Raw genomic sequence first — 21,752 nt, forward strand, 5'->3', positions numbered from 1 at the left:
AATAATTCAAGGTTTTTAGTCACGGCTAGAGTTGCTTACTAAGAACCAATTTAATTGAATTTACATTACGTAATATAGTTTGATTTATTCTTGCCCACTTACCAAAATTAACTTTGGTGAATCAGCACTATAAATACTCTTGCTCAAGGGAAAACAACAATAGGATCGCCTGCATCCCAATCTCAAATCAAATTCTAAAAACAAGCTTAAATTTCTCTAAAGTATTATCTAACTTCACAAAAATTAATAAATATGGTTTCGGCATCGTATCAGAATGTGTAAAGGCATTTGATGTAAAAACTTAAATAATTAAAACTAATAAGGATTTAAAGTCTCTATGACCTCTCCTTTTTCACAAAGATGTAAAGTTTTTTAACATCTGCTGAATTCCTTCTCATAAAAAAATCTAGTTGTTAACTGGGAGATAGTTTGAATAGCTTTTAGACCAGCATCATGATTAGGGTTTGCTCAATTCTGCCGTCAGTTGTCATATAGAAAGATATTTAACGCACTTTAAAAAAATAAAGTTTTACAAATGCTAGTCAGTAGCAAAAATAACTGACAACTGAGGCTAAATTCTACCCATTATGGGGTTAGGATACTCAAAAATTTCATTTAATTCGCGTTTTTAAGGAGATACTTCAATGTCACTATGGGCTATTGATTCACCTAATGTTGAACTGCGTCCGAATACCAGCGAAAGTGAATTACAAACACTGATTCGGGCGGTTTACAAACAGGTTTTGGGGAATGCTCACTTGCTAGAAAGTGAGCGCCTAGCTACTGCTGAATCGCAATTGCGCGATCGCAAAATCAGCGTCCGCGAATTCGTCAACATCGTTGCGAAATCAGAACTCTATCAATCCCTGTTTTTCAGTTCCTCTTCCCAGTATCGGTTCATTGAACTGAACTTCAAACACCTGCTAGGTCGTGCTCCTGCCGATCAAGCAGAAATCGCCGAACACGTCCGTATATATAACGAACAGGGCTATGATGCTGAGATCGAATCCTATATCGATAGCCAAGAGTATCAGCAGAATTTTGGCGAGAATATTGTTCCTTATCCTCGCAGCACTAGCTCCCAAATAGGAATTAAGAATGTTACCTTTAACCGCACCTTTTCCTTATTGAGAGGAGTAGCAAGCAGCGATAGCGATCGCAAAGCCAAACTGATCAGCGATATAGGTGCAAATTTACCTACATCCATCAAGCGTCCCGTTGCTGGTTCTAGTGTAAGCAGCACTGGCAAACGCTTCTTGATTAAGGCAGTCAAAGGTTCAGGTAATCTCCGTACTCGTGTGGGCAACCTTGAATATGTAGTTAACTACAACCAACTGTCTGGACAAGTGCAAAACATTCATAGAACGGGCGGCAAAATCATCAGTATTACTGAAGTTGCTTAAGTAGATGAATGGGGAGTCAGGAGTGGGAGGAGGATAATAACTTCTAACTCCCTACTCCTAACTCCCTACTCAGTACAGGCCAAACGCCCCGATACCGCTAACAGCACTCCCAAGTGCAGTTGTAGTCAAGGAAGCTAGTATATAGACTGGGAGAATAACTATTTAGCCAAAATATCTTTTGGATTGTAAGCTACTTTTTAAAATCACTTTTCTAATGGAAATTACTGAATTCTTTGAACTTTCAATTGGACGATGGCGATCGCAACGTAGCGGTCATCATTTGGCATTCGCTCACTTTGAACAAGTGCTGTCTAACATTGACATTGAGTCTCTATCCACCGACGATCCGGCGGTACTATCAATTTGTCAATTGTATGACACCGACCCCGGCAGTATCACTCACCCCTTTCGGATGACTTGGAAAGGTGAGTCAGACTGGGACGATAAACCAATCTCTGGTAGTACCGTGCTGGTGCCAATTCCAGATATAGAAAATCCTTCTAGGGGAAAACTTTTACGCGACCAAGGATACGCTGAGACAATCCCCGCAGTGGGTAAATACCACTTGAGTGAAGATGGGATTTTTACCCTGCTGACGGAGTATGAACACGCTGCTGCTGAAGAGCGAATTTGGTTTGCCACACCAAATCTGCGATTTCGGGTAGCAACAATTAAAACCAGTGATGGTAAAGGTGTGACAACAGCTTCCTTTTCTTCAGAGATTCGCTCTTTGTCTAGTTCAACCAGTTAGTAATATCAGGTTAAAACATAGAAGGAATCATCTAGTTTGTCACTACCGAGATTGAATATGACAATAGCACCCAGTGAATCTAGCAGCAACGCTAGTGATTTGCTCACCTTAGCCTGTTGGATGTCAGGAGATTTTAGCAACTACAAGCAATCTTTTGCAAATCCCCAACTTTACGCCCACATTCACATTTTTTTTCGTCCTTTACCGATTGAATTTTTTTCTGCCATCGGTTTTTATTCAGAACAAGCTTATGACCACGATTTATGGACACCCTACCGCCAAGGAGTACATAAACTGGTAGATTGTAGCGATCGCATTTATATCGAAAATTACAGCTTGAAAGACCAGATGCTTTATGCAGGTGCGGCTCGTGAATTAGATATCCTCAAAACTATCACCCCAGATTGTATCGAACGGCGTTATAACTGTTCGATGGTTTTTATGCGAGAGGGTGAAATGTTTCGGGGTAGCGTGGAACCGGGTAATCAATGTCTGATTAACCGCAATGGCTGCCAGACATATCTAGTCAGTGACGTAGAAATAACCGAGCATACTTGGATAAGTCTAGATAAAGGTATGGATATTGAAACCCACAAGCAGATATGGGGGTCAACTGCTGGACCTTTGCGATTTGAAAAACGGGAAAGTTTTGCTGATGAATTACTTGCAGTGAGAGCATTATGTTGATTCAGCTTGAATCTGTTAAATATAAAAAGTTACCTCCACAGGCTGAAAAAAAGATGCGCTGTTGGATTCGTAGTCGGCACTTGATTTGTTCAGGTAACTTTTTTATATTCGAGACATTAGAATATACGACCATTGAAAGATTTTCTGAATGTGTCGCTTCTTTAGGAGGAACAGTAATATCCGTTGACCCCATTAATAAAATCTGGATGGGCGCTCATCGCCAAGTAATTTTATATCAGGCCAAAGCTAGTTTACATACTCCTCATCATACTTTGAAACAATACTGGATAAAATACGGTGGTTTCTACACTAGATTTGATGAGCGTGTTTAGAGCGACTTTCCTACGGAAATCCTTCTGGCATTTGAATTTTAAATAGTCCCCTTGGGGATTGACGGCTAATTGTTAATGTTTAATTGCTAATTATTTACTATGATTAGTTGTTACTTATTAACAGTTAGCCGTCTAAGTTTGTTAGAAATACATACTGTGCAAAAGAATCCAATACTGCATAGGTTTTGTCTAACAAATAAATTTTTATTAATCATTCTTTGATAGTAAATAAACTTACACTGTAGGGGCAATTCATGAAGTGCTCCTACAATATGTATTGTATGTAGTTTATGCAAAAAATTATACAAAATATAGATAAATCGAAATTCTCTCTATCTAATTGGTGGTGCAATGTTTACGATGGGCTACACCTACGCAGGCTTTTTTATGTCCTAAAGCACCACACCTTATGCAATATTAATTAACGACAACAAGAGAAAACTAAATTTTTTATTATAAACCATTACTAAATCCTTTGAGTAACTATTAATTTTTCATGAGAGTAAAATCTGTAACCGATAAATACATTTAAGTACAGAGAAAATAATATTCGTGTTTGATTGATAAGTATTTGGCAATTTGGCAGCTACTGATTAGAGTATTTTGATATACTGCAGAAATTACCAAGATGTTTTTACTTTTTATACAGAAGACGGGCTAATGCCCGTCTTTTTTGTTGTTAATTGTTTGGCATTTTGACATTAAATTATAATTAAGCTGTGATATATTAGCTAGAATGCAAATGATTGAAACATTAAGAATAAGCTCAACTAGCATTCTTTTTGTTCATATTATTTGTTTGTCTTACAACCTATTAAGTTTTATTTGTGCTGTTTTTTGCATATTCCAAGGTGTATTGCCACTTTCAAGCTATTTAGACGGGATAAACTATCCCGTCTTTTATTTTGTTTACTAGTTGAAAAAATTGCTTTCATGCAAGTTTTGCATGTAAAAATATTTTGAGTTGTTTTACTATCTTTAATATCTAAATTAATCTGCCATAGCTTCTAACATCTGGCAGATTAATTTTCTGTTTGAGGTATTCAATGATACTAGAAAAATATCCTATCAGGTTTGAGGATATTTGCACACATCCTATAGGAAGATGCCCTATGAATATAATAATGAGTAAATTAATTCGGGATGTTGTTATGCACTGGATTTATATAGAGGTTTGGCGGTGAGCCAAACCTTTTTTTATATCTCCAGAACTCACACAAAAATCGCCAAAAAATTTAATTTATCAGATGGCTCTCTCGTCTTATATGCTGTAAGCTCTATAATGTTTGTCTGCAAGCAAAATTAAAAACTAAAAGTACTCCGCAGAATGCCGATGGTAACTGAGTCACTATCTGGTGTATTACCAGGCTGCAAGAGATGAATTATTCCTGGTGTAATGCTAATATTATCTGTTAGCTGGAAACGATAAAATGCCTCAATTTGAGTGGTAGTCCCTGGTTGTCCACCTGCACGTCCTAAACCGGTATTAATAAAATCAGGGACATTATTCCCCACAGGTAGGTCGCTACTAGTGATTTTAGGAGGTTGACCGACATAAATTCCCCCCAAATTTCCTTTAGCAAATAAATCAGGGAAATTCATAAACACCATATAATTCGTCGTTTCTACATTTCCCGATTGCCCAGGAATGTAAGATTTAGTATAACCACCCCACGCACCTGCGCTAATGCGAGGTGAAATTTGCCAAGTGACAGTCGCACCCACAGCATTAGTTTGCAAAGGTGCTGATTTTCCGGTAGTGGTATTAACTGTAGTTAAGCATTCATCGCCAACAAAGGTTAGCAAGCAACCATCCGAAGAATAATTGTTGACGTAATATAAGCTTAAATCTAGAGTGTCAGTTGGTGTTAGCAGCAATTGCACACCAGTAGTTGTGGTTCCATCGAATAAACCGCTACTGTTACCGGGATTACCTGGTTTATAACTCGTATAAATTGCCTGCAAACTAGCGCGTTTAGCAAATTGCCAATCAATAGCTATACCGCCGTGACCGTATCCCATATTTAAAATTGGGTTTCTTTGGGCAAAATAAGACAGCGGCCCTGTTGCAGCACTTTCTACCCGATTGGGGCCTCGGAAAGCAGCAGGCATACTTACGCCTTCTGTTCCCACCATTATTGCTAATTTATCCGTCACCAGCCAATGAAAATTGAGGTCACTTACAATCAAGCTATCTGTAGGATATTCATAACCAAGTAAAACATCATTCCGGGAAACACTATTGGTAAATCTAGGCGAAGTTTTTCCTTTACCATCTATAAGACCTGTAAACAAGTAACTACTAGGAGTGATTTGACTAGTCAAATATAGTTGCGCTAGGGATATGACATTAATGTTTGTCCCGCCATCATCTGTATCTTTTTGTCCATCTCTAGGATTGACATCACCACGATTGCTAGTCCGTCCTTGAATACCAACTATTAGTAGTCCACTGAGTTTGGTTGTTCTTGAGAATTGATTTGCTTCAAATTCGCCAGTTCTGGCTTCTAAACTATCGACACGACCCCGCAAAGTTGCTAATTCAGGGGCAAATTCTGATTGCAATTTTTGTAATGTTGCTAAATCTTCGCGGGTAACTAAATCGCTGGTGGCTGTAGTGATTAATTCGTTGACTCTATCTAAACAAGCATTCACACCGGCGGCGAATTCATACCGAGTCAAGGCGCGATTACCGCGATAGCTACTATCTGGATACCCTGCTATACAACCATAGCGTTCCACCAAAGACTGTAATGCTTGGAATGCCCAATCATTGGGTTGTACGTCTTTGAGTTGAGAAACCGATGTAACTTGCGCCATCGGATTTATGGGGGAGAGGGGAGGAGAATTTAAGTCTATACTCTCCTGCGCCTGGGTAGCTTCTATATTGATGTACTCTTGTGCTGATGCTTTTTGGGCAACTCCATTTACTCCCGCAATTAGTAACCATGCGAGCATCCAGGTTTTGCGATGACTGCGGCTAACAAGTATACCTTTCAACTTTTTACACTCTGCTCACATACTTAAGTGAAGAGTGTATGCGCTATTGTCTAGGGTTCACATGGGAAAATTTACGGATTTTGTCCAAAATTAGACTTAATCTTTCTGGGCAACTTCTGAAAGGACGAGTATAACAGGGTATTGGGTATTGGAGACTAGGTACTAGGTACTGGGAACTGGGGGACAAAGAGAATTAGAGCCTCGGTCATACTTTGAACTGGATTTATCAACCTCAAAGACTCAAATCTCCGACTCCAGTCCCCAATCCCCAATCTCCAGTTTTTAATCCCCAATCTATGGCAAATCGTCCACGCAAGCTGACACAAAAAGCCTCTAAACAAAATAAACCTCATACAGGTGTGATGAAACGCATCGCTAAAAAACCCCAGAAAAAGCTCAAAGGGGGAAGTTGGTTGTCGTCAACGCTAGCGATACCTACGGTGGCAAGCTACGCAATTTTGTTGAGTAGTGCTAGTCTAATTATGGCTTTCGCCTGGATTAGCGTTCTCTTCATCTTCAATCCAGACCAGGTAAGCTGGCTAAATAAAATTTTACCTTTATGGGCACAAATCCCCCTTGGGAACCACGAACGCCCCAAAACTATCAAACAAATTCAACTAGATTTGAGTCAAAACAACCAAATATTTGGCGAAACTCTGCCTTTACGTCAAGATGCCAAAGACTCTTTTTTACTGCCAGTTTTGCAACAGCGTCCTAATTGTCAATCTGATTGTAAAAAACTTGTGGAACTCAGAGTTTACGAGCTATCAAAAGAGTTAGAGTTTAAATCCCAGTCAGAAAATTACTACTATTTAGCCACTCAATTGCCTGTAACTGGGCCAGAAGAATCCTCTGTGATTTCGCCCTCACTTGATGAAACATCAGAACCCCAAGATATCAGTGTTTCCCTACCTTTAACTAAAGTGCAACGCTTTGATGCTGGGACACCATCACCAGGGGTTTGGTTTAATTTGCAGGGTCAACGCCAACCAGGAACTGCTGCTTATGGTCAAGTTGTATACTACAATCCACAACGCACCAATTTACTACAAATGTTGTCTTGGACAAGTCCCAACGGACAATTACCCAGATGGCAGCAGGTAACTGGTGATGGTACAAAAGAGTTAGTTGTCGATCAAACTATAGGCTTAGAACCGCACTTACAGGTTTACCAAGTCAAGCCTGTGAAGTTATTTCTCAAACCAATTGAATTAGAGGCGATTACCCTCAAATCAGCAGCCCTCAAAGATTCTGCATACCAAAACGCCTTGTCAATTGCCCGTAGTGGACTATGGACACCAGCCTTTGAATGGTTGAAATTCATCAAAAAACAGCGCCAAGGAGTTTTTCCAGGGGTGGCGCAAGCGCAAATGGATTTGATTCGCTTGCATTCCCAACTTACTAAAACCCAAGCCCAGAAAAAATGGGCAAGTCCTAGTCAAGAAGTGCTAGCAGACTTGATTGATGGTCGTTGGGGGAAAGCATTACAGGTGTTTGAAGCGTCGCCACATAATACCCAAGAAATTGCGACTCTACTCAAAGCTGATAAAAAACGGTTGTGGAATCGCACAACCGCCGCGTTGCGGGTGAACCCAAATAGACTGGATGTGCAAGCTTGGTTTGCTTTGATTTTGGCTGTTCAGCAGGGAGAAGAACATGCCAATTCCTGGTTAAAGACGCAACCAAAAATTACAAAAGATAATCTTGTCTATATTCAAGGTCTGTTAGCAAAACTCAATAGTGAGGATGCAAAGTCGCAAATATCCTCTACTCACCCTAGTCAGATTGTTGGTACAGTGCAACCAATTACTCAAGTTACTAGCAGCGAGTGGCTGCAACCAAATTCCTTAGCAGACTTGAAACTCACTGATAATCAAGTTTGGTATCAGGTAGAGGTGAGTGCATTTAATGACGGTAAAAGCTGGCTAAATTTTCCCTTTGAGAATTTGAACCCACCTAAAACTTTCGCCGCCAAATTTTTCTGGAAAACTTTGGGAATCATTTCTGACCCGGAAATCCAGATTATAGTCTGGTTGCCAAATGGTGAACAAAAAATTACTATAGCCGCTATCAAAGCAGTGCAACTACAGGGTAAAGTTTTGCGCCTATTGGCTGCGGGTCCAAAAATTCCAGAGAATCAAAACGATGTTCTTCAACCCAAACCTCTAGCTTTGACAAATGCAGCACTGGAATGGGTACAACCATCTCCCATCACTCTAAAAGAACTGCATCAACAAAATCCCCAAGGGGTGAAGGTAATATTATCGAGTGTCTGGCAATCTTTACAGCAATCCGGTGAAGTTGTGGCTGGTGCTATTCCTACCTTTGAGCAGATGCAGGAAAAGTTGGGTGATTGGCCCGTTCAAGTGATTGATTTAACAAATAATGCTCAACCAGAAATAATACTGACTATCTCAGCAGCAGCAATAGCATCCTTGAATCAGTCTTCACCTGAAAATCAGGCGGAAAATACACAACAACGCCGCGACCGGACTATAATTTTGTCCGATCGCAATCAAGTCATTTACACTGATTTTACCAGAAATGACTTACAAAGACTCTCTGCGATCGCCAAGCTTTCAGACGTGCAATCTTTAGCTTTATTAATTGAAAATGCTCATAACTACAGTCTGAGGCGCTGGTCAGAGAAAAATCAGCGCTTTGAATAGCACGCCCCCTAATCAAATTTAAATTAAAGAGGCAATGGCGTAGGTGTAGCCCGTCGTAGACATCGCGATCTCCAAAATTGACTTATTCTTTTTGGTTAGTTTCGGCTAGACGTTGGTTCTTCAGGTTTTCCAACTGCTGCAACAGAGAGTCTACTTCTGCTTGTAAATGCATAAATTTAGCTTGCTGATCGTCTTGATAATAAGACTTGGTTAGCTTACTCACCCAGTTAGCCTGGGACTCGCGATCGGAAACACTAGATAAACAAGTAGGCATCGCTAATTAAATCCACAATTTAACTCACACCATTAGAAATATTATAATAATGCTCTTTTAAGCTTTATTAAAATATTGTATATTTTTGATTAATTACTCTAATGGATTTTAGGTTCAATCATAAGAGACGGCGAGTATCATGGCTGTGTTCCAAACAGAACAGTCCCCTAAGTGTGCAAAGCTTCCGCCCACTTGACGATACTTAGCAATACTTAAAATTGATTAGCCTGTCAATTATGGTTGTATGAATTATTATCGCCCTTTTTGGGGAATTTACGCACGAATTGTATGTAGACTATATCAAGAATTCTGCTAGATTATGAAAATTGAGGACTGATACAGCAGAGATTCCCAATCTCCTTAAAAATATACCTTTTTAATATCCACTCTTTTTGGCAGTAGTCTTGGGCAAGCACTCGCCCAAGGCTACTGCCAAGGAGAGACAGCGCATTGCCTATTTAACTGGTATTCTAAATAAAAATGGCAAGTGAAACACCTGCACCACAAAAAATAATATTCTATAAAGTAATATTCTTTTGGAATTAAAGGGCTGGGACAGGGCAAAGAAAAATTCACTTTCTTCCTCTGCCACTTTCTCTAAATATCGAATCCTTAACATTAAGAAATTTTAAATCCTGTGACTTTGAGCCTGTCTGTTGCTAAATCTCATCGCCAACCTTGGCCCGGACTGATAGAAGCCTATCGCCAATACTTACCTGTCAGTGAAAAAACCCCGGTCGTCACTCTTTTGGAGGGCAACACACCTCTAATACCAGTGCCAGCGATCGCAGAACGTATTGGCAGACAAGTACGGGTTTTTGTAAAATATGATGGTCTGAATCCTACCGGCAGCTTCAAAGACCGGGGGATGACTATGGCAATTTCCAAGGCCAAGGAAGCAGGAGCAAAAGCAGTAATTTGTGCCAGCACGGGTAACACTTCAGCCGCCGCCGCCGCTTATGCAAGGCGTGGGGGGATGAATGCCTTTGTATTAATTCCCGACGGCTATGTAGCGCTGGGCAAGTTAGCCCAAGCATTACTCTATGGTGCAGAAGTATTGGCAATTAAAGGGAATTTTGACCAAGCGCTAGAAATTGTCCGCGAAATGGCCGAAAGCTATCCGGTAACATTGGTAAATTCCGTCAATCCCTACCGCCTAGAAGGGCAAAAAACTGGAGCCTTTGAAATCGTCGATGCGCTGGGTGATGCCCCAGACTGGCTGTGTATACCTGTTGGCAATGCGGGAAATATCACAGCATATTGGATGGGCTTTTGTCAATATCATCAAGATGGCAAGTGCGATCGCTTACCCCGAATGATGGGATTCCAAGCCGCAGGTGCAGCCCCATTAGTACACGGTCAGCCAGTGGCGCATCCCGAAACCCTAGCGACAGCAATTCGCATTGGCAACCCTGCTAGCTGGGAATTAGCGATCGCAGCCCAAACTGCAAGTCAGGGGAATTTCCATGCCGTTACCGATGCAGAAATTCTCGATGCTTATCGACTTTTAGCATCATCAGAAGGTATCTTCTGCGAACCTGCTAGCGCCGCTTCTGTAGCCGGATTATTGCAGGTAAAAGACCAAATTCCTACAGGGGCGACAGTGGTTTGTGTCCTCACAGGCAATGGTCTAAAAGACCCAGATACAGCCATTAAACACAATCACAGCCAATTTAAACAGGGGATTGCAGCAGAATTGGGCGCAGTCGCCGAGGCAATGGGATTTTAAGTAACCTGGAAATACAAGCGATCGTAATATCTAATTGAAAAATTGCGTAGGCAAAGCCCACTGGAGGTATCGCAGCCAATATTTTCAGTATGGCGAGTGTCAAAATAATCCCAAATTGCCAAATGATTGCGATAGATGAATTCAGACTAAGCAAGATGCAGCAAGGAATACCCAATCAAAAATCTAAAATTTAAAATCCAAAATGGTATAATCCTAAAGAATTTTTAATCAACTGGTTGATCATTTTAATAATCACCAACAAAGAAAAAAATACAAGCCCCTAAATAAATTTAGGGGGATTATTAATTTTGAATTTTGAATTTTGAATTTGGAGCGAAGCAACGTGACTCATTCTACTGATATTGCTACCTTAGCCCGATGGATGTCAGCTGACTTTAGTAATCAAGAACAAGCTTTTGAAAATCCGCCTTTTTATGCCCACATTCGTGTGTGTATCCGTCCCCTTCCCTTGGAATTGTTCTCAGGGGTAAGTTTGTTTCTCGAACAAGCTTATGATTTTATGCTCAATCAACCCTACCGGATGCGGGTAATGAAGTTGATTCCCGCAGAAAACCACATTGCTATTGAACACTACACCGTTAAAGAAGAACAAAAATTTTACGGTGCATCTCGTGAACCCGAACGCCTCAAAGACTTGTCTGTTGACCAACTGGAAAAAATGTCAGGCTGCAACATGATTGTAGAGTGGACAGGTAAGAGCTTCAAAGGCAGGGTCGAACCTGGTAAAGGCTGCATTGTGGTTCGTGACGGCAAAAATACTTATTTAGATAACGAATTTGAGATTGACGCTAAAGAATTTTTCAGCCTCGACCGGGGAAGGGATTTAGACACTGATGAGCGTCTGTGGGGTTCCATTGCCGGTCCCTTTCACTTTGTCCGATGGGCTAATTTTGCCGATGAAGTCAAAGCTAATTAACGCGCTAGATGTTCAAAGTAAGCCGTTTGTGGGTAGATGTTGATGAACGTCTTTTTCACGACATCCCCACTTACAACTGTTAATTTCTGGATTGACATTCTTAAAAGTGGTGACGAATAGGTGATCTGGAACACGCTCCTAAGAAGGAAGCACGGGTTAAGCTGTTAAATTATCACTGCGTCATTGTGACAGAAGTTTGGACTAGCGATCGCTAATCCAGATATAACAAGAGCCTGTATGGCGACGCAAGACTAAAAGAATACCAAAGACATCCAGTTAACCCACTATCTCTACCTCACAATCTTGTGCTACTATTGTCGAACTAATGCTATTGCCTCCTTAAAATATCAAGCGGTAGGCAAAAAAGCTTTATAGTGTTGATGTGGCGGCATAGCCAAGTGGTAAGGCAGAGGTCTGCAAAACCTCCACCCCCGGTTCAAATCCGGGTGCCGCCTTAAGGCTTTCAGCCTTTTAGGACTTCTAGAAACCAAATAAAATGCTTTCTTGATATTCAAAGTGATATTCAAAGCCTTCTGGTTAACCCCAGGAGGTTTTTTATTTGACTAACTTAAGGTACATCGAAATCACCTCAAGTTGACTTAGTTAAGACATAGGAATAAATATTTTCCATGAAAACCCACAAACTACAAATAAGTCTAAATGATCACATCTATCACAAACTCAAAGAACTGGCTGAAAGTAATAACATCTCAATGGCTGCCCAATGCAGACTACTTGTCTCTCAAGCAACTACAGAAGACCACAAAAGAACTTAGCGATCGACAAGTAGAAATACAGAAGTCCCTTGAGCGCATCGAGTTAGAAGTCTCAGAAAATACCCAAGTTTTAAACTTCATCGCACAGCATTTAATGAATCAATAGGCTACCGCATACTAACCAAAACAAATCAAAAATATTGGAGGTCTTATGGAAAATCAAAATGAGAAACTACTTGCCCAACTGCGGGATGATTTAGCTACTGAACAGGAAAAATATAATGCTAGGTTAGCTGAAATAAAGGTTAAAGAACAGGCGGCTATGGCGGAAAAGGTCAAGCGCCAACAGAGCCAACAAAGAGTTACTGAAACCTCCAACTTGTTAATCCAGAAGACCATTGAAAATGCTAACTTAGACCCCAGGCAATACCGCTCGGTCTATGAGAGGACTTTTAACCTTTATGGGCAACAAAAAGCCCAAGAGTTATTTGTTTCCTCTGTTATCGGTCTGTTGACCCATAAGCATACCGGGGTAGAATCAGCTACCGCTAGATTTGGTAATGGGGGTCTGACATGGCAGGCTAAGAGTTTCAATAGTCCCCAAGAGTTGTACAAGGCAGTTCTTAGTAGCCTACATGGGGAAGACGGGGGCGACTTCGACCCATTGGGCGGTCATGAATGGTTCGATGTAATCCTTGATAGTCTTTTTGAAGACCCAACCTTTTTACCTGCTGAGTCTGTAATGCCTGAGAGATTTACCAAATATGTTCAAGGGCTGGTAGCGGTCAATCAGATGTCCAGGACTAACCCTATCGGTCTGCCAGATGCCGATGATTTGACTGTAGATGACATGATTTACCTTCAGAGTTTACTAGGCGATTACTAAGACCTACAGAAGCACTTAAGAACCCCGGTAGTTTTACTGGGGTTTTCATTAGGTGGCTTAGGTTGGCATAAGATACCAGAATGACTGTACAAGGGTTAACCCTGTGTGCCAGTTTATGCTGTAATGTGCCAGTTATGGGTAGCCATTGTAACTTACTGAGGTTATAATGGGAGTATACTAAGAAATAAAAGAAACAATGGAACTCCCAGATTTTACCAGAGTGGTTTTAGGTTTAGATGAATACCTCATCGGGCTAGACAAGGCGGATTTAGAGAAGCTATCAGTCATCCCATCGGTTAAGTCAGCAGTTAAGACCTTATACACTTGCCAAGGGTCTAAGTTTATTGATTTATGGGATCTCTATGTTGATAGCCTACCTTGGGCCGAAGGTGAAGAGGTCTTCTTGGATGAGGAGTGTGAATAATGACTAACCAAAGGACTAACCGCAAGGTTAAGTTGCAGGTCTGGCTGACTGAGGAAGAACATGAGCTACTAGCCCAAGCTGCCACTGAAACAGGTCAAGGGATGTCTAGTTATGTCCGGTCTACTGTACTGAAGGCGATCAAGGCAGACTTAGGGGTATCAGTAGACAACCGGAGTAACCAATAACAACCATGAAACCGAACCGCATGATCTATGACCCTACTTATTGGTCTTACTATGTCCTCAATGGTCGAGTATACCGAAACTGCCAGATCCACTCTGTAACCTTTCATGGCACTCAGACATTAACCCAGTTCTTTAAAGCTAATCAGTACCTAATAGAGTTAGCCGATGAGGATGATAATGAATATCAAGAGATTATCAGTAGAGTTGTTACTGAATGGGGGTTGGTCGAGTACCTATCAGATATTTGGGATGAAGTGAACTTCGCTAATAGATAGAGTATTTTCTATGATAATCATAAGATAATCCAATGGTTATTTTAAGCCTCCTAAGCCACATCAGTCCACATCGGAGGCTAGAACCCTGATTCTACTGTTGAATATTGGATCTGACAAAGTATTAGTAAGACATGAGGCATACAGCAATGAAAGTAAAAAGACAAGACGCACAACAAACACTTAGATTATCCACTGACACACAGATGAAGCTAATAGCTCTAGGGGATAAAAGACAGCAACCCATCTCTGAGATTATTAGGGATGCGATCGCTCAATACCTTGAGAATAATAACTAGACATCAAATAGGGCAACCAGTAACCAGCTAGTTGCCCCAAAGACCAAATATTCAAAGTACAAACAACAGGGCTAAGTGCCCAAAGATTCAAATAACCGATTCAAATAACCCAAGGAACCAGAAACATGAACTATTCTAATGATAACTCACTCAACCCTATTCAGTCAAGCTTTGATGTAAATATCAATGACCACTATGGGGTAAATATTGACTCAGATGGAACTACAGAGTTCAAGTTAAATGTAGTAAAAAATGCTGGGGTTTTAAGGACAGTTACCCCCCTCGGTGGTGATAAGTCTAGAGGCGCTGATCCTAAAGCCAAAAATGAGATTAATGGTGGTAGGCAAATGGCCAAACAAATGATTAAAGGTGCTGAGGATAAGCCCCAGATGTTCTGGAAACTATTCGAGGCAGTCTATTCAGATGTTAGGTTTAATAGCTGGAAACAAGAGTATGAGGTTGGGGGGGAGAGAGTTGAGTGGGACTCCCTAATGTGTAGATTTGAAGATGTGGTGTGTAGCCGTAAGGGGTCTGAGGCTTTTCTAAAGTCTAGAAGAAGAGACTTTGAGTCTAGAAAAGGATTTAACCCCATGAAGGAAATATTAGAAGAATATCATAAGGATTTTGTTAAGCCTGTGGCTATGGAAGAGGTGGCGACAGAAGATGAAGAGATTGGTTTTATTGAGGTTAAAAAGGGAGATATCAGAAGATGGGATGAGCAAGTATTTACTCCTTTCCCCCAATGGGATGAGTTATCATCATTACTATTTGGCACTAGTGACCCATTACATCAAAAGATGCTTGAAGTGTTCCTAATAGGGGCTGCGAGTAGGGCTGTTAACCCTGGTAAAAAACTGGATACTATACTAGTTCTGAAGTCTGATCAGGGATTAGCCAAGACTAGTTTCTTTAGAGCTTTAGGTGGGGAATATTTTGTATCTATTGATGAGATCGAATCTGTAGAGACTACAAGACTTCTACAGAAGGGCTGGATAGGGGAGCTAGGGGAGCTAGAGGGGATTACCAGTAAGGCAGATGTAAATGCCTTAAAGAACTGGGCGACTAAAGAGGAAGACCCACTGAGAAGAATGAACACAGAGGATATCCCATTTAGACCTAGACACATCGCCTTTGGTGGGACTTGTAACTCTGAAGAGATTCTAAAGGACACCACAGGTAATAGAAGGTTTAATATTATCCCTGTTACTAAGGAGATACCCTTAGACTGGTTTAGACAGCACAGAGCGCATATTCTAGCCGCTGCATACCATAAGTACAATGAGTATATTAAGGCTGGTATCCCTTGGTGGTTTACAAAGGAATGGGAGGCTAAATCAGAGGCTCAAAATACTAACTTCATGGAGAAATCCCAGTATGAGGACAGCTTAACCATCCTGGTAGCCTCACTTGAAGGTAAGTATTCCAGAAGGGATGCAGAGGGACAGCCTATTAAGGAAGTAGAGGGTATTGGGTTCACCTTACCGGACATCATGGAAGGCTTAGGCATTCATCTAGGCGCACAGAAGCAAGGTAGATTAGATACTAAGATTGGTAAGTTGCTTGAGAGTTTAGGTTATCAGAAGAAGAAAACCAGAGTATTAGGCTTGAGTACTCCTATTACTCAATGGGCTAAAGCGGATGTACCCAGAGATAAGGTTAATCACTTAACCAAGTCCCAAATAATAGAGATTAGCCGCACACTGTAATCTACCTAGATAACCCGATAGGCTCTCAACGGATTCCGTTGAGGGTTTATTTGTTCTCTATATTTTGGACTGGGGAAAGATAGGGAACAAAGATAGGGAACAGCCTCAAATGCTTACTAAGTAACAGTTATAGGGTTTCTTTTACCCTTCTTGTTCCCAACCCCCTAAAAAGATAGGGAACAGCCAAAAGCCTTGTATCATAAGGTTTACAGGGTTTTTGTTCTCTATCTTTTATATATTTAGTATATTTAATATAAAAAACACCTATTTTATACAAGACTTCAGAATCTCAAAAGATAGAGAACATAGGGAACAGAAGGGTAAAACCTAAGCTAATTAAGGGTTATAGCTGTTCTCAACCTTGTTCTCAACCTAAAAGATAGAGAACAAGGTTGAGAACATCGGGAACAACCAACGGGCGATAGGGGGACTAATAAACTGCCTAAATAATCCCAACAAATGCCCACAGTCCCTTGATGTTATCTCACACAATCCTTAGCAGCCCCCATCGCTCTGCTAGTCAGGCTATCATCCACTACAGCCACATAACTAGCGCCATCTAACCGCCTAGCAAATACTTCCTTCACTTCTGGCTCCATCTGCTGCATTAGGTCATTGCCTAGTAGATTTAGGAAATCCGATTTAGCCAGCCAAATATCTGTACCTCTGTTTTTAGCCTTATCCACCAACTCATCACTGTCAGTAAACATAATGTATGTCCCACTGGTTCCATTCTTGAACCAGAACACATTAGCGCCCAATAACACCCCAGCATAATAAACCTTACACTGGGTTCTGTCAAAGGGTTCATCATCCTCATAATCGGTTGGATCATTGACCTGGGCTTGTTCCTGTATCCTGGGTTGATCTGTTCTCGGTGCGCTCATTTGAAACACCATAGATGGTAAAGACCCTAACCCACAGATGACAGCTATTATGGCAGCTAATCTAATAGGGTGCTTTTCAATAAGGTCTAGATATTTATTTAACATTAAAATCACTAGTATCTAATATTACTTCCCTCAGTCTATTCTGGTAAATAAATGAGGTCAAGTATACCAATCAGACAGGACTAAATACAGATATAACCAAGACCCAAGGATACCCGATGACCCCTAAGCAACTAGCTATTTTAAAAGCAGCTACACCTAAACAAAAATCCCTATACCGCCAACTGACCCCTGAGCAAAGACAAAGGCTCTTAGAGGTCTTAGAGCGCAAGCAGCCAGTATCTGAGGCTTCTGAGGATTCTAAGGAAAGCCAAGCTGCATCTAGGGTTAAAGCTTGCGATAAGCGCAGTATGGAATGGGCCAAGATTAGAAGTCTGAGGGGTAAATAATGGCTAACAAGAAATCCTGTGTAGTCGATCTGCTACCAGATGACATTAAGGAAGCTGTAGACACCCAGTTAGCTAAAGGTATCCCAGCACCCGCGATCGCCAAATGGCTAGTAGCCAGAGGTCATAAGGTAACAGCTAGGCAGATTTATGGCTACAAGGCTAACACAGTACCCAAGGCTACCCTAACTACTCCTGTAGACCCCGATAGTTATGATGACTACTCAGACTCCGATAAACTCAAGAGGCTAACAAAGATATCCTTGAGTGTTGTGGATAACCTGAATGATTCCTTTAATGCTACTGGCGACTTAAGCACTGCTAGGGTACTTAGAGAGATGGTAGAGACAGCTTCAGGGCTTCTGAAGTACCAGCTACAGTACAACCAGCCTGACCCAGTGACCCATGTAACCTTTCAGATTGGGAGCCTAGAGGAATCATTAGGTATTCCTGAAGCTACTGAGGACAACTGGGCGCACTATGGGAACAATGGGGGAAATCTACCCCATGATTAGGTAAACTCCTCAGAATCCCCCAGAATCCCCCAGATTACCCCTAGAATCCCTTAGAGATACAAATGCCTCTATGGGATTTTTAATGTTCCTGTAGCCCCTTGTAGCCCTGCGATCGCTATTAGTGATGTTTTATCACTAACCTATACTACTTGACTAAATGAATACAAGCATTACTTTTGCATAACACCAAAGACCAATGCAAAACCCTATGAGTAGTTACCAGCTACACATAGGGCGATTAATAAATACTTATTTTTTAAATAACTTGTATGTGCATTATAACACATCTAGCGCTCAATGGTGCTAGTAGAAACTCTGATTATTTCCAAGACTCTTGGGAATCCCGGCTAGCCTGCGGTAACTCATGGGAATATAGCCTAACTGAGTGTCTGAAAACTCAAGGGTTAGACAAGGCTTACCAAGTAGACCATTATATGACCCACAGGGCGGTTTATGGGAGTTACAAGGCTGACCCGGATAACTGGCGATCGCGGAATCAGTCTAAGCTAGCCCAAGACTTGTACTCAAAGTATCAAAGGGACATCCGAGTTATCCACAATGGCAAAGGGTACAACTTAGAGGTCAAGTCCAAATCGGGTATCTTTGAAAACCATAACATACTAGTTGGCGGTATTACAACCAGATGGGCCAGATATAGGTTCCCTGTTCACTTCATAGTTGCCATCGATCGCACCACAGGGGAAGCCAGGGTAACTGAGGCGGATAAGCTAACCAGAGAAACCAGTTGGTTAAGGGTCAAGTCTCAGGAGTTATCCTATGCAGTCCCCAGGCATTTATTCAAACCTCTGGATAGCTGGCTAGATTTTATCAAAGATAGCTAGAGTTCTGGTAGATTTAGGGGCACTGTGTTACCTGCATAGTGCTTCAGGATTATCTCAGGGCTGTTACCAACTAACTTGGCTACTGTGGAGACTGTTAACCCTTGTTCTAGCATCAGGGTAATAAAAGTATGTCGGGTGTTATATGGGCATCGATAGCGCTCGATTTCACCAGCATCTAATAACCCTTGCATAACCCCATTGTAGTTTTTATTACTTGTCCTGCCCCCTTTCCAGACCTGTGTAGAGAATCGGGTATTACTGATTATCCCCCCAGTGGGACTAGTGAACACCTGGGATTCTAGATTAATATCCTGGGGTCTAATGGATAACAACAGTTCCCTAACTTGGGTATTACAGGGGAACTTCCTAGCCTTACCAGTCTTAGTCCCCTTCCTAATATTTAACTGACTATCATAGGACTCACAGAAGTTAATCTGGGTGCATTCAGGGTTGATGTGTTTCCACTGTAGGGCGATCGCTTCACCTGTCCTACAGCCAGTCCAGAATAGGAACTTTACAAATGGTGCATAGTGCGCTCTAGTAGTCTCAAATGCCTGGATGATGTTATTCATCTCCTGTTTACTAAATGGGTCAATGGCATCTGAGTCATGCTTGGGTAGCTTGATATCCTCTGACATCCCAGCAAAAGGATTATCCTTAGCCAGCCCTGACCCCATAGCCCATTTACAACAGGCAGCTAGGTAGGTTAGTACTCTTTTGGCAGCATTAGGGGACAGTTGGGTTAACAGGTGATCTCTGATTGCGATCGCCTGGGTTAAGTCCTTTGTAGGTAGCCCCTTAATGTGATTAGTGTACTTTCTGGCATAATCGCGCCGATATGTGGTAGCCGCTAGCTGGGGTTTCATATATGCACAGTATTGCTCCCATAGCTCCATTAGGTCAGTCTGAGGTGTCCTGGGGCTAACCAGGGTTAACAGAGGTTTCTTGTAGCTCTCTAGTTTTTCTTTGTAGCGCTCTAGTGTCGGGTCTAGTTGCCCTGTGATTATCTCTTCTTCTATCCAGTTGGCGACTGAATCAACTCGCCGCCGATTAATCTCATTAGCATCTAACCCAGTACTAATGAAGGTTTGTTTACCACCTGGGGTTACTGACCGAGGTAGCCGGAGCCTTAGCTTACCTCTGAACTCCTCAACCCCAACATTACCCCTGGCTGTCCTAGCTGTCTTGGCTGTACCCATTGAATATCACTAACCTCTATCTCCCTATGATGATATTCATTTTGATATTCAAAGTCAAGCGATTATTGCTAGATTGTTGACCACATAGGCACTTTTGAAGCCAAAGGGTATGCAATACCGGTCTGCAAAACCTCCACCCCCGGTTCAAATCCGGGTGCCGCCTTTAAGAAATATAAGTATTACAGGGCTTTAAAGCCCTTTTTTAATGGTAGTTGTAGGGCTTGTTTCCAGAGCCTTCCAATATTTTTGGGGTAATTTTGGGTAGTTTGGGTAAATAACTAGGGTAAAACTGGGGTAGAAATGTAAGGTAGAGCTTTCTCTTAGACTTTGGACAAAAAAAGGTAATTGAGAATATACCGATGTATCCGTAGTCTTGCTAACTTCACTATATATCAATGATTTAGATGCGTTTACCCTGCCCTAATCCCCAGTCCCCAACAAATAAATCAACGCTTCTACTAGAACTTGATTTTGTTCATCTGTGCCAACAGTAATGCGTAATTTATCGTCTAGCCCAGGCTGCTTGAAGTAACGGATTAAAATTCCCTGTTCTTTCAGTTGTTGATAGAGATATTCCGCGTTTCTTTGTGGAGGCTGTACCAGCAAAAAGTTAGTTTGGGAATCCCAGATATGAAAACCTAATTGTTTTAAGTCTGTTGATAGCTGATTCCGCGATGCTTTAATCTTTGCCACACAAGCATTTTTATAAGCTTGATCGGTAATAGCAGCCGTGCCAATTGCACAAGCGATCGCATCAATGTTATAGCTATCCTTCACTTTAAACAATCCCTGCAACAGTTTAGGATTCGCCACTCCAAATCCCAATCGCAGTCCAGCCAACGAGTACCCCTTAGAAAGGGTACGAATTATGATGACATTTTCGTATTCCTTTACCAAAGCCAACGCATTCTCTTCGGTAAAATCTACATAAGCTTCGTCAATCACTAAAACTCCAGATAACTGGTTGGCTAATTGGCGCAACTCGTTAATTGCTACCAGATGCCCCGATGGACTATTCGGTGACGCAATGAATGTGACAGAACCATTGACAGCAACCATTTCTTCCAAAGGTAAACTGTAGTCCTCGCTGTAGGAAATTTCAATAATTTCTGCACCTTGCATTTCTGCCAATGTACGATATAGCACATAAGTTGGCATCGGATAAACTACCTTCTTTCCAGGTTCTGCACAGGCCCGAATTACTACGCTCAACAATTCGTCACTGCCATTGCCTACAATAATCCAATCGCTAGGAACTCTTAAAACTTTACTTGCGGCTTGCCGAAATTCCCCGCCGAAAGGTTCTGGATACCGCCGCAACCACTCCCCCTCAATATTTCGCAGTACAGCTAGTGCCGCAGGGGAAGGAGGATAGGGGTTCTCGTTGCTGTTGAGTTTAATTATCTGTGTGCCGCGTTGGGGCTGCTCACCGGGAACATAGCTAGCCATTGCATCAACATTGGAGCGAAAGTAGTTAGTCATAGGGCATTGGGTGCGTATCTTAAGCAAATTTCAACTCACAATTTCTGACGATATCGTTTTTTGTCGTTTACATCAAAAAATACGGCTTTATAAATTACGAATGAGGAA

22 protein-coding genes and 1 tRNA gene are annotated in these 21,752 nt (G+C 41.5%); 18 read left to right on the forward strand and 5 right to left on the reverse strand.

The window, feature by feature from the left end; all coding sequences use genetic code 11:
- The first annotated feature begins 644 nt into the window (after positions 1-644).
- The 4 genes from NPUN_RS03725 to NPUN_RS03740 all read left to right on the forward strand — a co-directional run bounded on the left by NPUN_RS03725 (position 645) and on the right by NPUN_RS03740 (position 3,173).
- Complete coding sequence (locus tag NPUN_RS03725) at positions 645-1,403, forward strand: phycobilisome rod-core linker polypeptide (RefSeq protein WP_012407513.1); 759 nt, start codon at positions 645-647, stop codon at positions 1,401-1,403.
- Positions 1,404-1,617: 214 nt separating this feature from the next.
- On the forward strand, positions 1,618-2,154 hold the full coding sequence (locus NPUN_RS03730; protein ID WP_012407514.1) for a phycobiliprotein lyase: 537 nt from the start codon (positions 1,618-1,620) through the stop codon (positions 2,152-2,154).
- A gap of 57 nt (positions 2,155-2,211) precedes the next feature.
- Positions 2,212-2,841 carry a chromophore lyase CpcT/CpeT gene (locus tag NPUN_RS03735; protein WP_012407515.1) on the forward strand — a complete coding sequence of 210 codons (630 nt, stop codon included), beginning with the start codon at positions 2,212-2,214 and terminating at the stop codon, positions 2,839-2,841.
- Complete coding sequence (locus tag NPUN_RS03740; RefSeq protein ID WP_012407516.1) at positions 2,835-3,173, forward strand: hypothetical protein; 339 nt, start codon at positions 2,835-2,837, stop codon at positions 3,171-3,173. Before NPUN_RS03735 ends, NPUN_RS03740 begins: the two co-directional genes overlap by 7 nt.
- A gap of 1,302 nt (positions 3,174-4,475) precedes the next feature.
- On the opposite strand, the gene NPUN_RS03745 is transcribed toward NPUN_RS03740, so the two are convergent.
- Positions 4,476-6,131, reverse strand: a complete 1,656-nt coding sequence (locus NPUN_RS03745; RefSeq protein WP_012407517.1) for an iron uptake porin — start codon at positions 6,129-6,131, stop codon at positions 4,476-4,478.
- A 338-nt stretch (positions 6,132-6,469) separates the two neighbouring features.
- Here NPUN_RS03745 and NPUN_RS03750 point away from each other — a divergent pair, with 338 nt between their 5' ends.
- The gene (locus NPUN_RS03750) at positions 6,470-8,842 is read left to right on the forward strand and encodes a hypothetical protein (RefSeq protein ID WP_012407518.1); all 2,373 of its coding nucleotides are present in this window, start codon (positions 6,470-6,472) and stop codon (positions 8,840-8,842) included.
- An 82-nt stretch (positions 8,843-8,924) separates the two neighbouring features.
- Here NPUN_RS03750 and NPUN_RS03755 read toward each other — a convergent pair whose 3' ends face one another.
- Positions 8,925-9,116: a hypothetical protein gene (locus NPUN_RS03755; protein WP_012407519.1), complete on the reverse strand. Its 192-nt coding sequence runs from the start codon at positions 9,114-9,116 to the stop codon at positions 8,925-8,927.
- Between the two features lie 637 nt (positions 9,117-9,753).
- Between NPUN_RS03755 and thrC the strand changes: the two genes are divergently transcribed.
- From thrC to NPUN_RS03800, 10 genes are all read left to right on the forward strand, one after another.
- Positions 9,754-10,845, forward strand: coding sequence for a threonine synthase (thrC, locus tag NPUN_RS03760; protein WP_012407520.1), 1,092 nt, complete (start codon positions 9,754-9,756; stop codon positions 10,843-10,845).
- Positions 10,846-11,188: 343 nt separating this feature from the next.
- On the forward strand, positions 11,189-11,782 hold the full coding sequence (locus NPUN_RS03765; protein ID WP_012407521.1) for a chromophore lyase CpcT/CpeT: 594 nt from the start codon (positions 11,189-11,191) through the stop codon (positions 11,780-11,782).
- A gap of 384 nt (positions 11,783-12,166) precedes the next feature.
- A tRNA-Cys gene (locus NPUN_RS03770) sits at positions 12,167-12,237 on the forward strand.
- Positions 12,238-12,442: 205 nt separating this feature from the next.
- The gene (locus NPUN_RS03775; RefSeq protein ID WP_041565169.1) at positions 12,443-12,664 is read left to right on the forward strand and encodes a hypothetical protein; all 222 of its coding nucleotides are present in this window, start codon (positions 12,443-12,445) and stop codon (positions 12,662-12,664) included.
- 45 nt (positions 12,665-12,709) lie between these two features.
- Positions 12,710-13,384: a hypothetical protein gene (locus tag NPUN_RS03780; RefSeq protein ID WP_012407522.1), complete on the forward strand. Its 675-nt coding sequence runs from the start codon at positions 12,710-12,712 to the stop codon at positions 13,382-13,384.
- A gap of 196 nt (positions 13,385-13,580) precedes the next feature.
- Positions 13,581-13,808: a hypothetical protein gene (locus NPUN_RS03785; protein WP_041565170.1), complete on the forward strand. Its 228-nt coding sequence runs from the start codon at positions 13,581-13,583 to the stop codon at positions 13,806-13,808.
- A complete protein-coding gene (locus NPUN_RS03790) occupies positions 13,808-13,993 on the forward strand; it encodes a plasmid mobilization protein (protein WP_012407523.1) in 186 nt (61 codons plus the stop codon). The genes NPUN_RS03785 and NPUN_RS03790 overlap by 1 nt, the downstream gene beginning before the upstream one ends.
- A 5-nt stretch (positions 13,994-13,998) precedes the next feature.
- Positions 13,999-14,268 (forward strand): hypothetical protein, encoded by a 270-nt coding sequence (locus tag NPUN_RS03795; protein WP_012407524.1) that lies wholly within the window; start codon positions 13,999-14,001, stop codon positions 14,266-14,268.
- Between the two features lie 146 nt (positions 14,269-14,414).
- On the forward strand, positions 14,415-14,564 hold the full coding sequence (locus NPUN_RS40325) for a ribbon-helix-helix protein, CopG family (RefSeq protein ID WP_167315568.1): 150 nt from the start codon (positions 14,415-14,417) through the stop codon (positions 14,562-14,564).
- A gap of 125 nt (positions 14,565-14,689) precedes the next feature.
- Complete coding sequence (locus NPUN_RS03800; protein ID WP_012407525.1) at positions 14,690-16,270, forward strand: virulence-associated E family protein; 1,581 nt, start codon at positions 14,690-14,692, stop codon at positions 16,268-16,270.
- 479 nt (positions 16,271-16,749) lie between these two features.
- Here the strand turns inward: NPUN_RS03800 and NPUN_RS03805 are convergent, their stop codons facing one another.
- Positions 16,750-17,157: a hypothetical protein gene (locus NPUN_RS03805; RefSeq protein ID WP_148220241.1), complete on the reverse strand. Its 408-nt coding sequence runs from the start codon at positions 17,155-17,157 to the stop codon at positions 16,750-16,752.
- 221 nt (positions 17,158-17,378) lie between these two features.
- Here NPUN_RS03805 and NPUN_RS03810 point away from each other — a divergent pair, with 221 nt between their 5' ends.
- The 3 genes from NPUN_RS03810 to NPUN_RS03820 all read left to right on the forward strand — a co-directional run bounded on the left by NPUN_RS03810 (position 17,379) and on the right by NPUN_RS03820 (position 18,963).
- Positions 17,379-17,609, forward strand: a complete 231-nt coding sequence (locus NPUN_RS03810) for a hypothetical protein (protein ID WP_041565172.1) — start codon at positions 17,379-17,381, stop codon at positions 17,607-17,609.
- Positions 17,609-18,121 carry a hypothetical protein gene (locus NPUN_RS03815; RefSeq protein WP_012407527.1) on the forward strand — a complete coding sequence of 171 codons (513 nt, stop codon included), beginning with the start codon at positions 17,609-17,611 and terminating at the stop codon, positions 18,119-18,121. The genes NPUN_RS03810 and NPUN_RS03815 overlap by 1 nt, the downstream gene beginning before the upstream one ends.
- A gap of 269 nt (positions 18,122-18,390) precedes the next feature.
- Positions 18,391-18,963, forward strand: a complete 573-nt coding sequence (locus tag NPUN_RS03820; RefSeq protein WP_041565173.1) for a hypothetical protein — start codon at positions 18,391-18,393, stop codon at positions 18,961-18,963.
- Here the strand turns inward: NPUN_RS03820 and NPUN_RS03825 are convergent.
- Positions 18,960-20,162, reverse strand: coding sequence for a site-specific integrase (locus NPUN_RS03825; RefSeq protein WP_012407528.1), 1,203 nt, complete (start codon positions 20,160-20,162; stop codon positions 18,960-18,962). The two genes, NPUN_RS03820 and NPUN_RS03825, sit on opposite strands and share 4 nt — an antisense overlap.
- Positions 20,163-20,582: 420 nt before the next feature.
- A complete protein-coding gene (gene hisC / locus NPUN_RS03830) occupies positions 20,583-21,644 on the reverse strand; it encodes a histidinol-phosphate transaminase (RefSeq protein WP_012407529.1) in 1,062 nt (353 codons plus the stop codon).
- Between the last annotated feature and the right edge of the window lie 108 nt (positions 21,645-21,752).

It is taken from the genome of Nostoc punctiforme PCC 73102, from assembly GCF_000020025.1.
Classification (GTDB): Bacteria; Cyanobacteriota; Cyanobacteriia; order Cyanobacteriales; family Nostocaceae; genus Nostoc; species Nostoc punctiforme.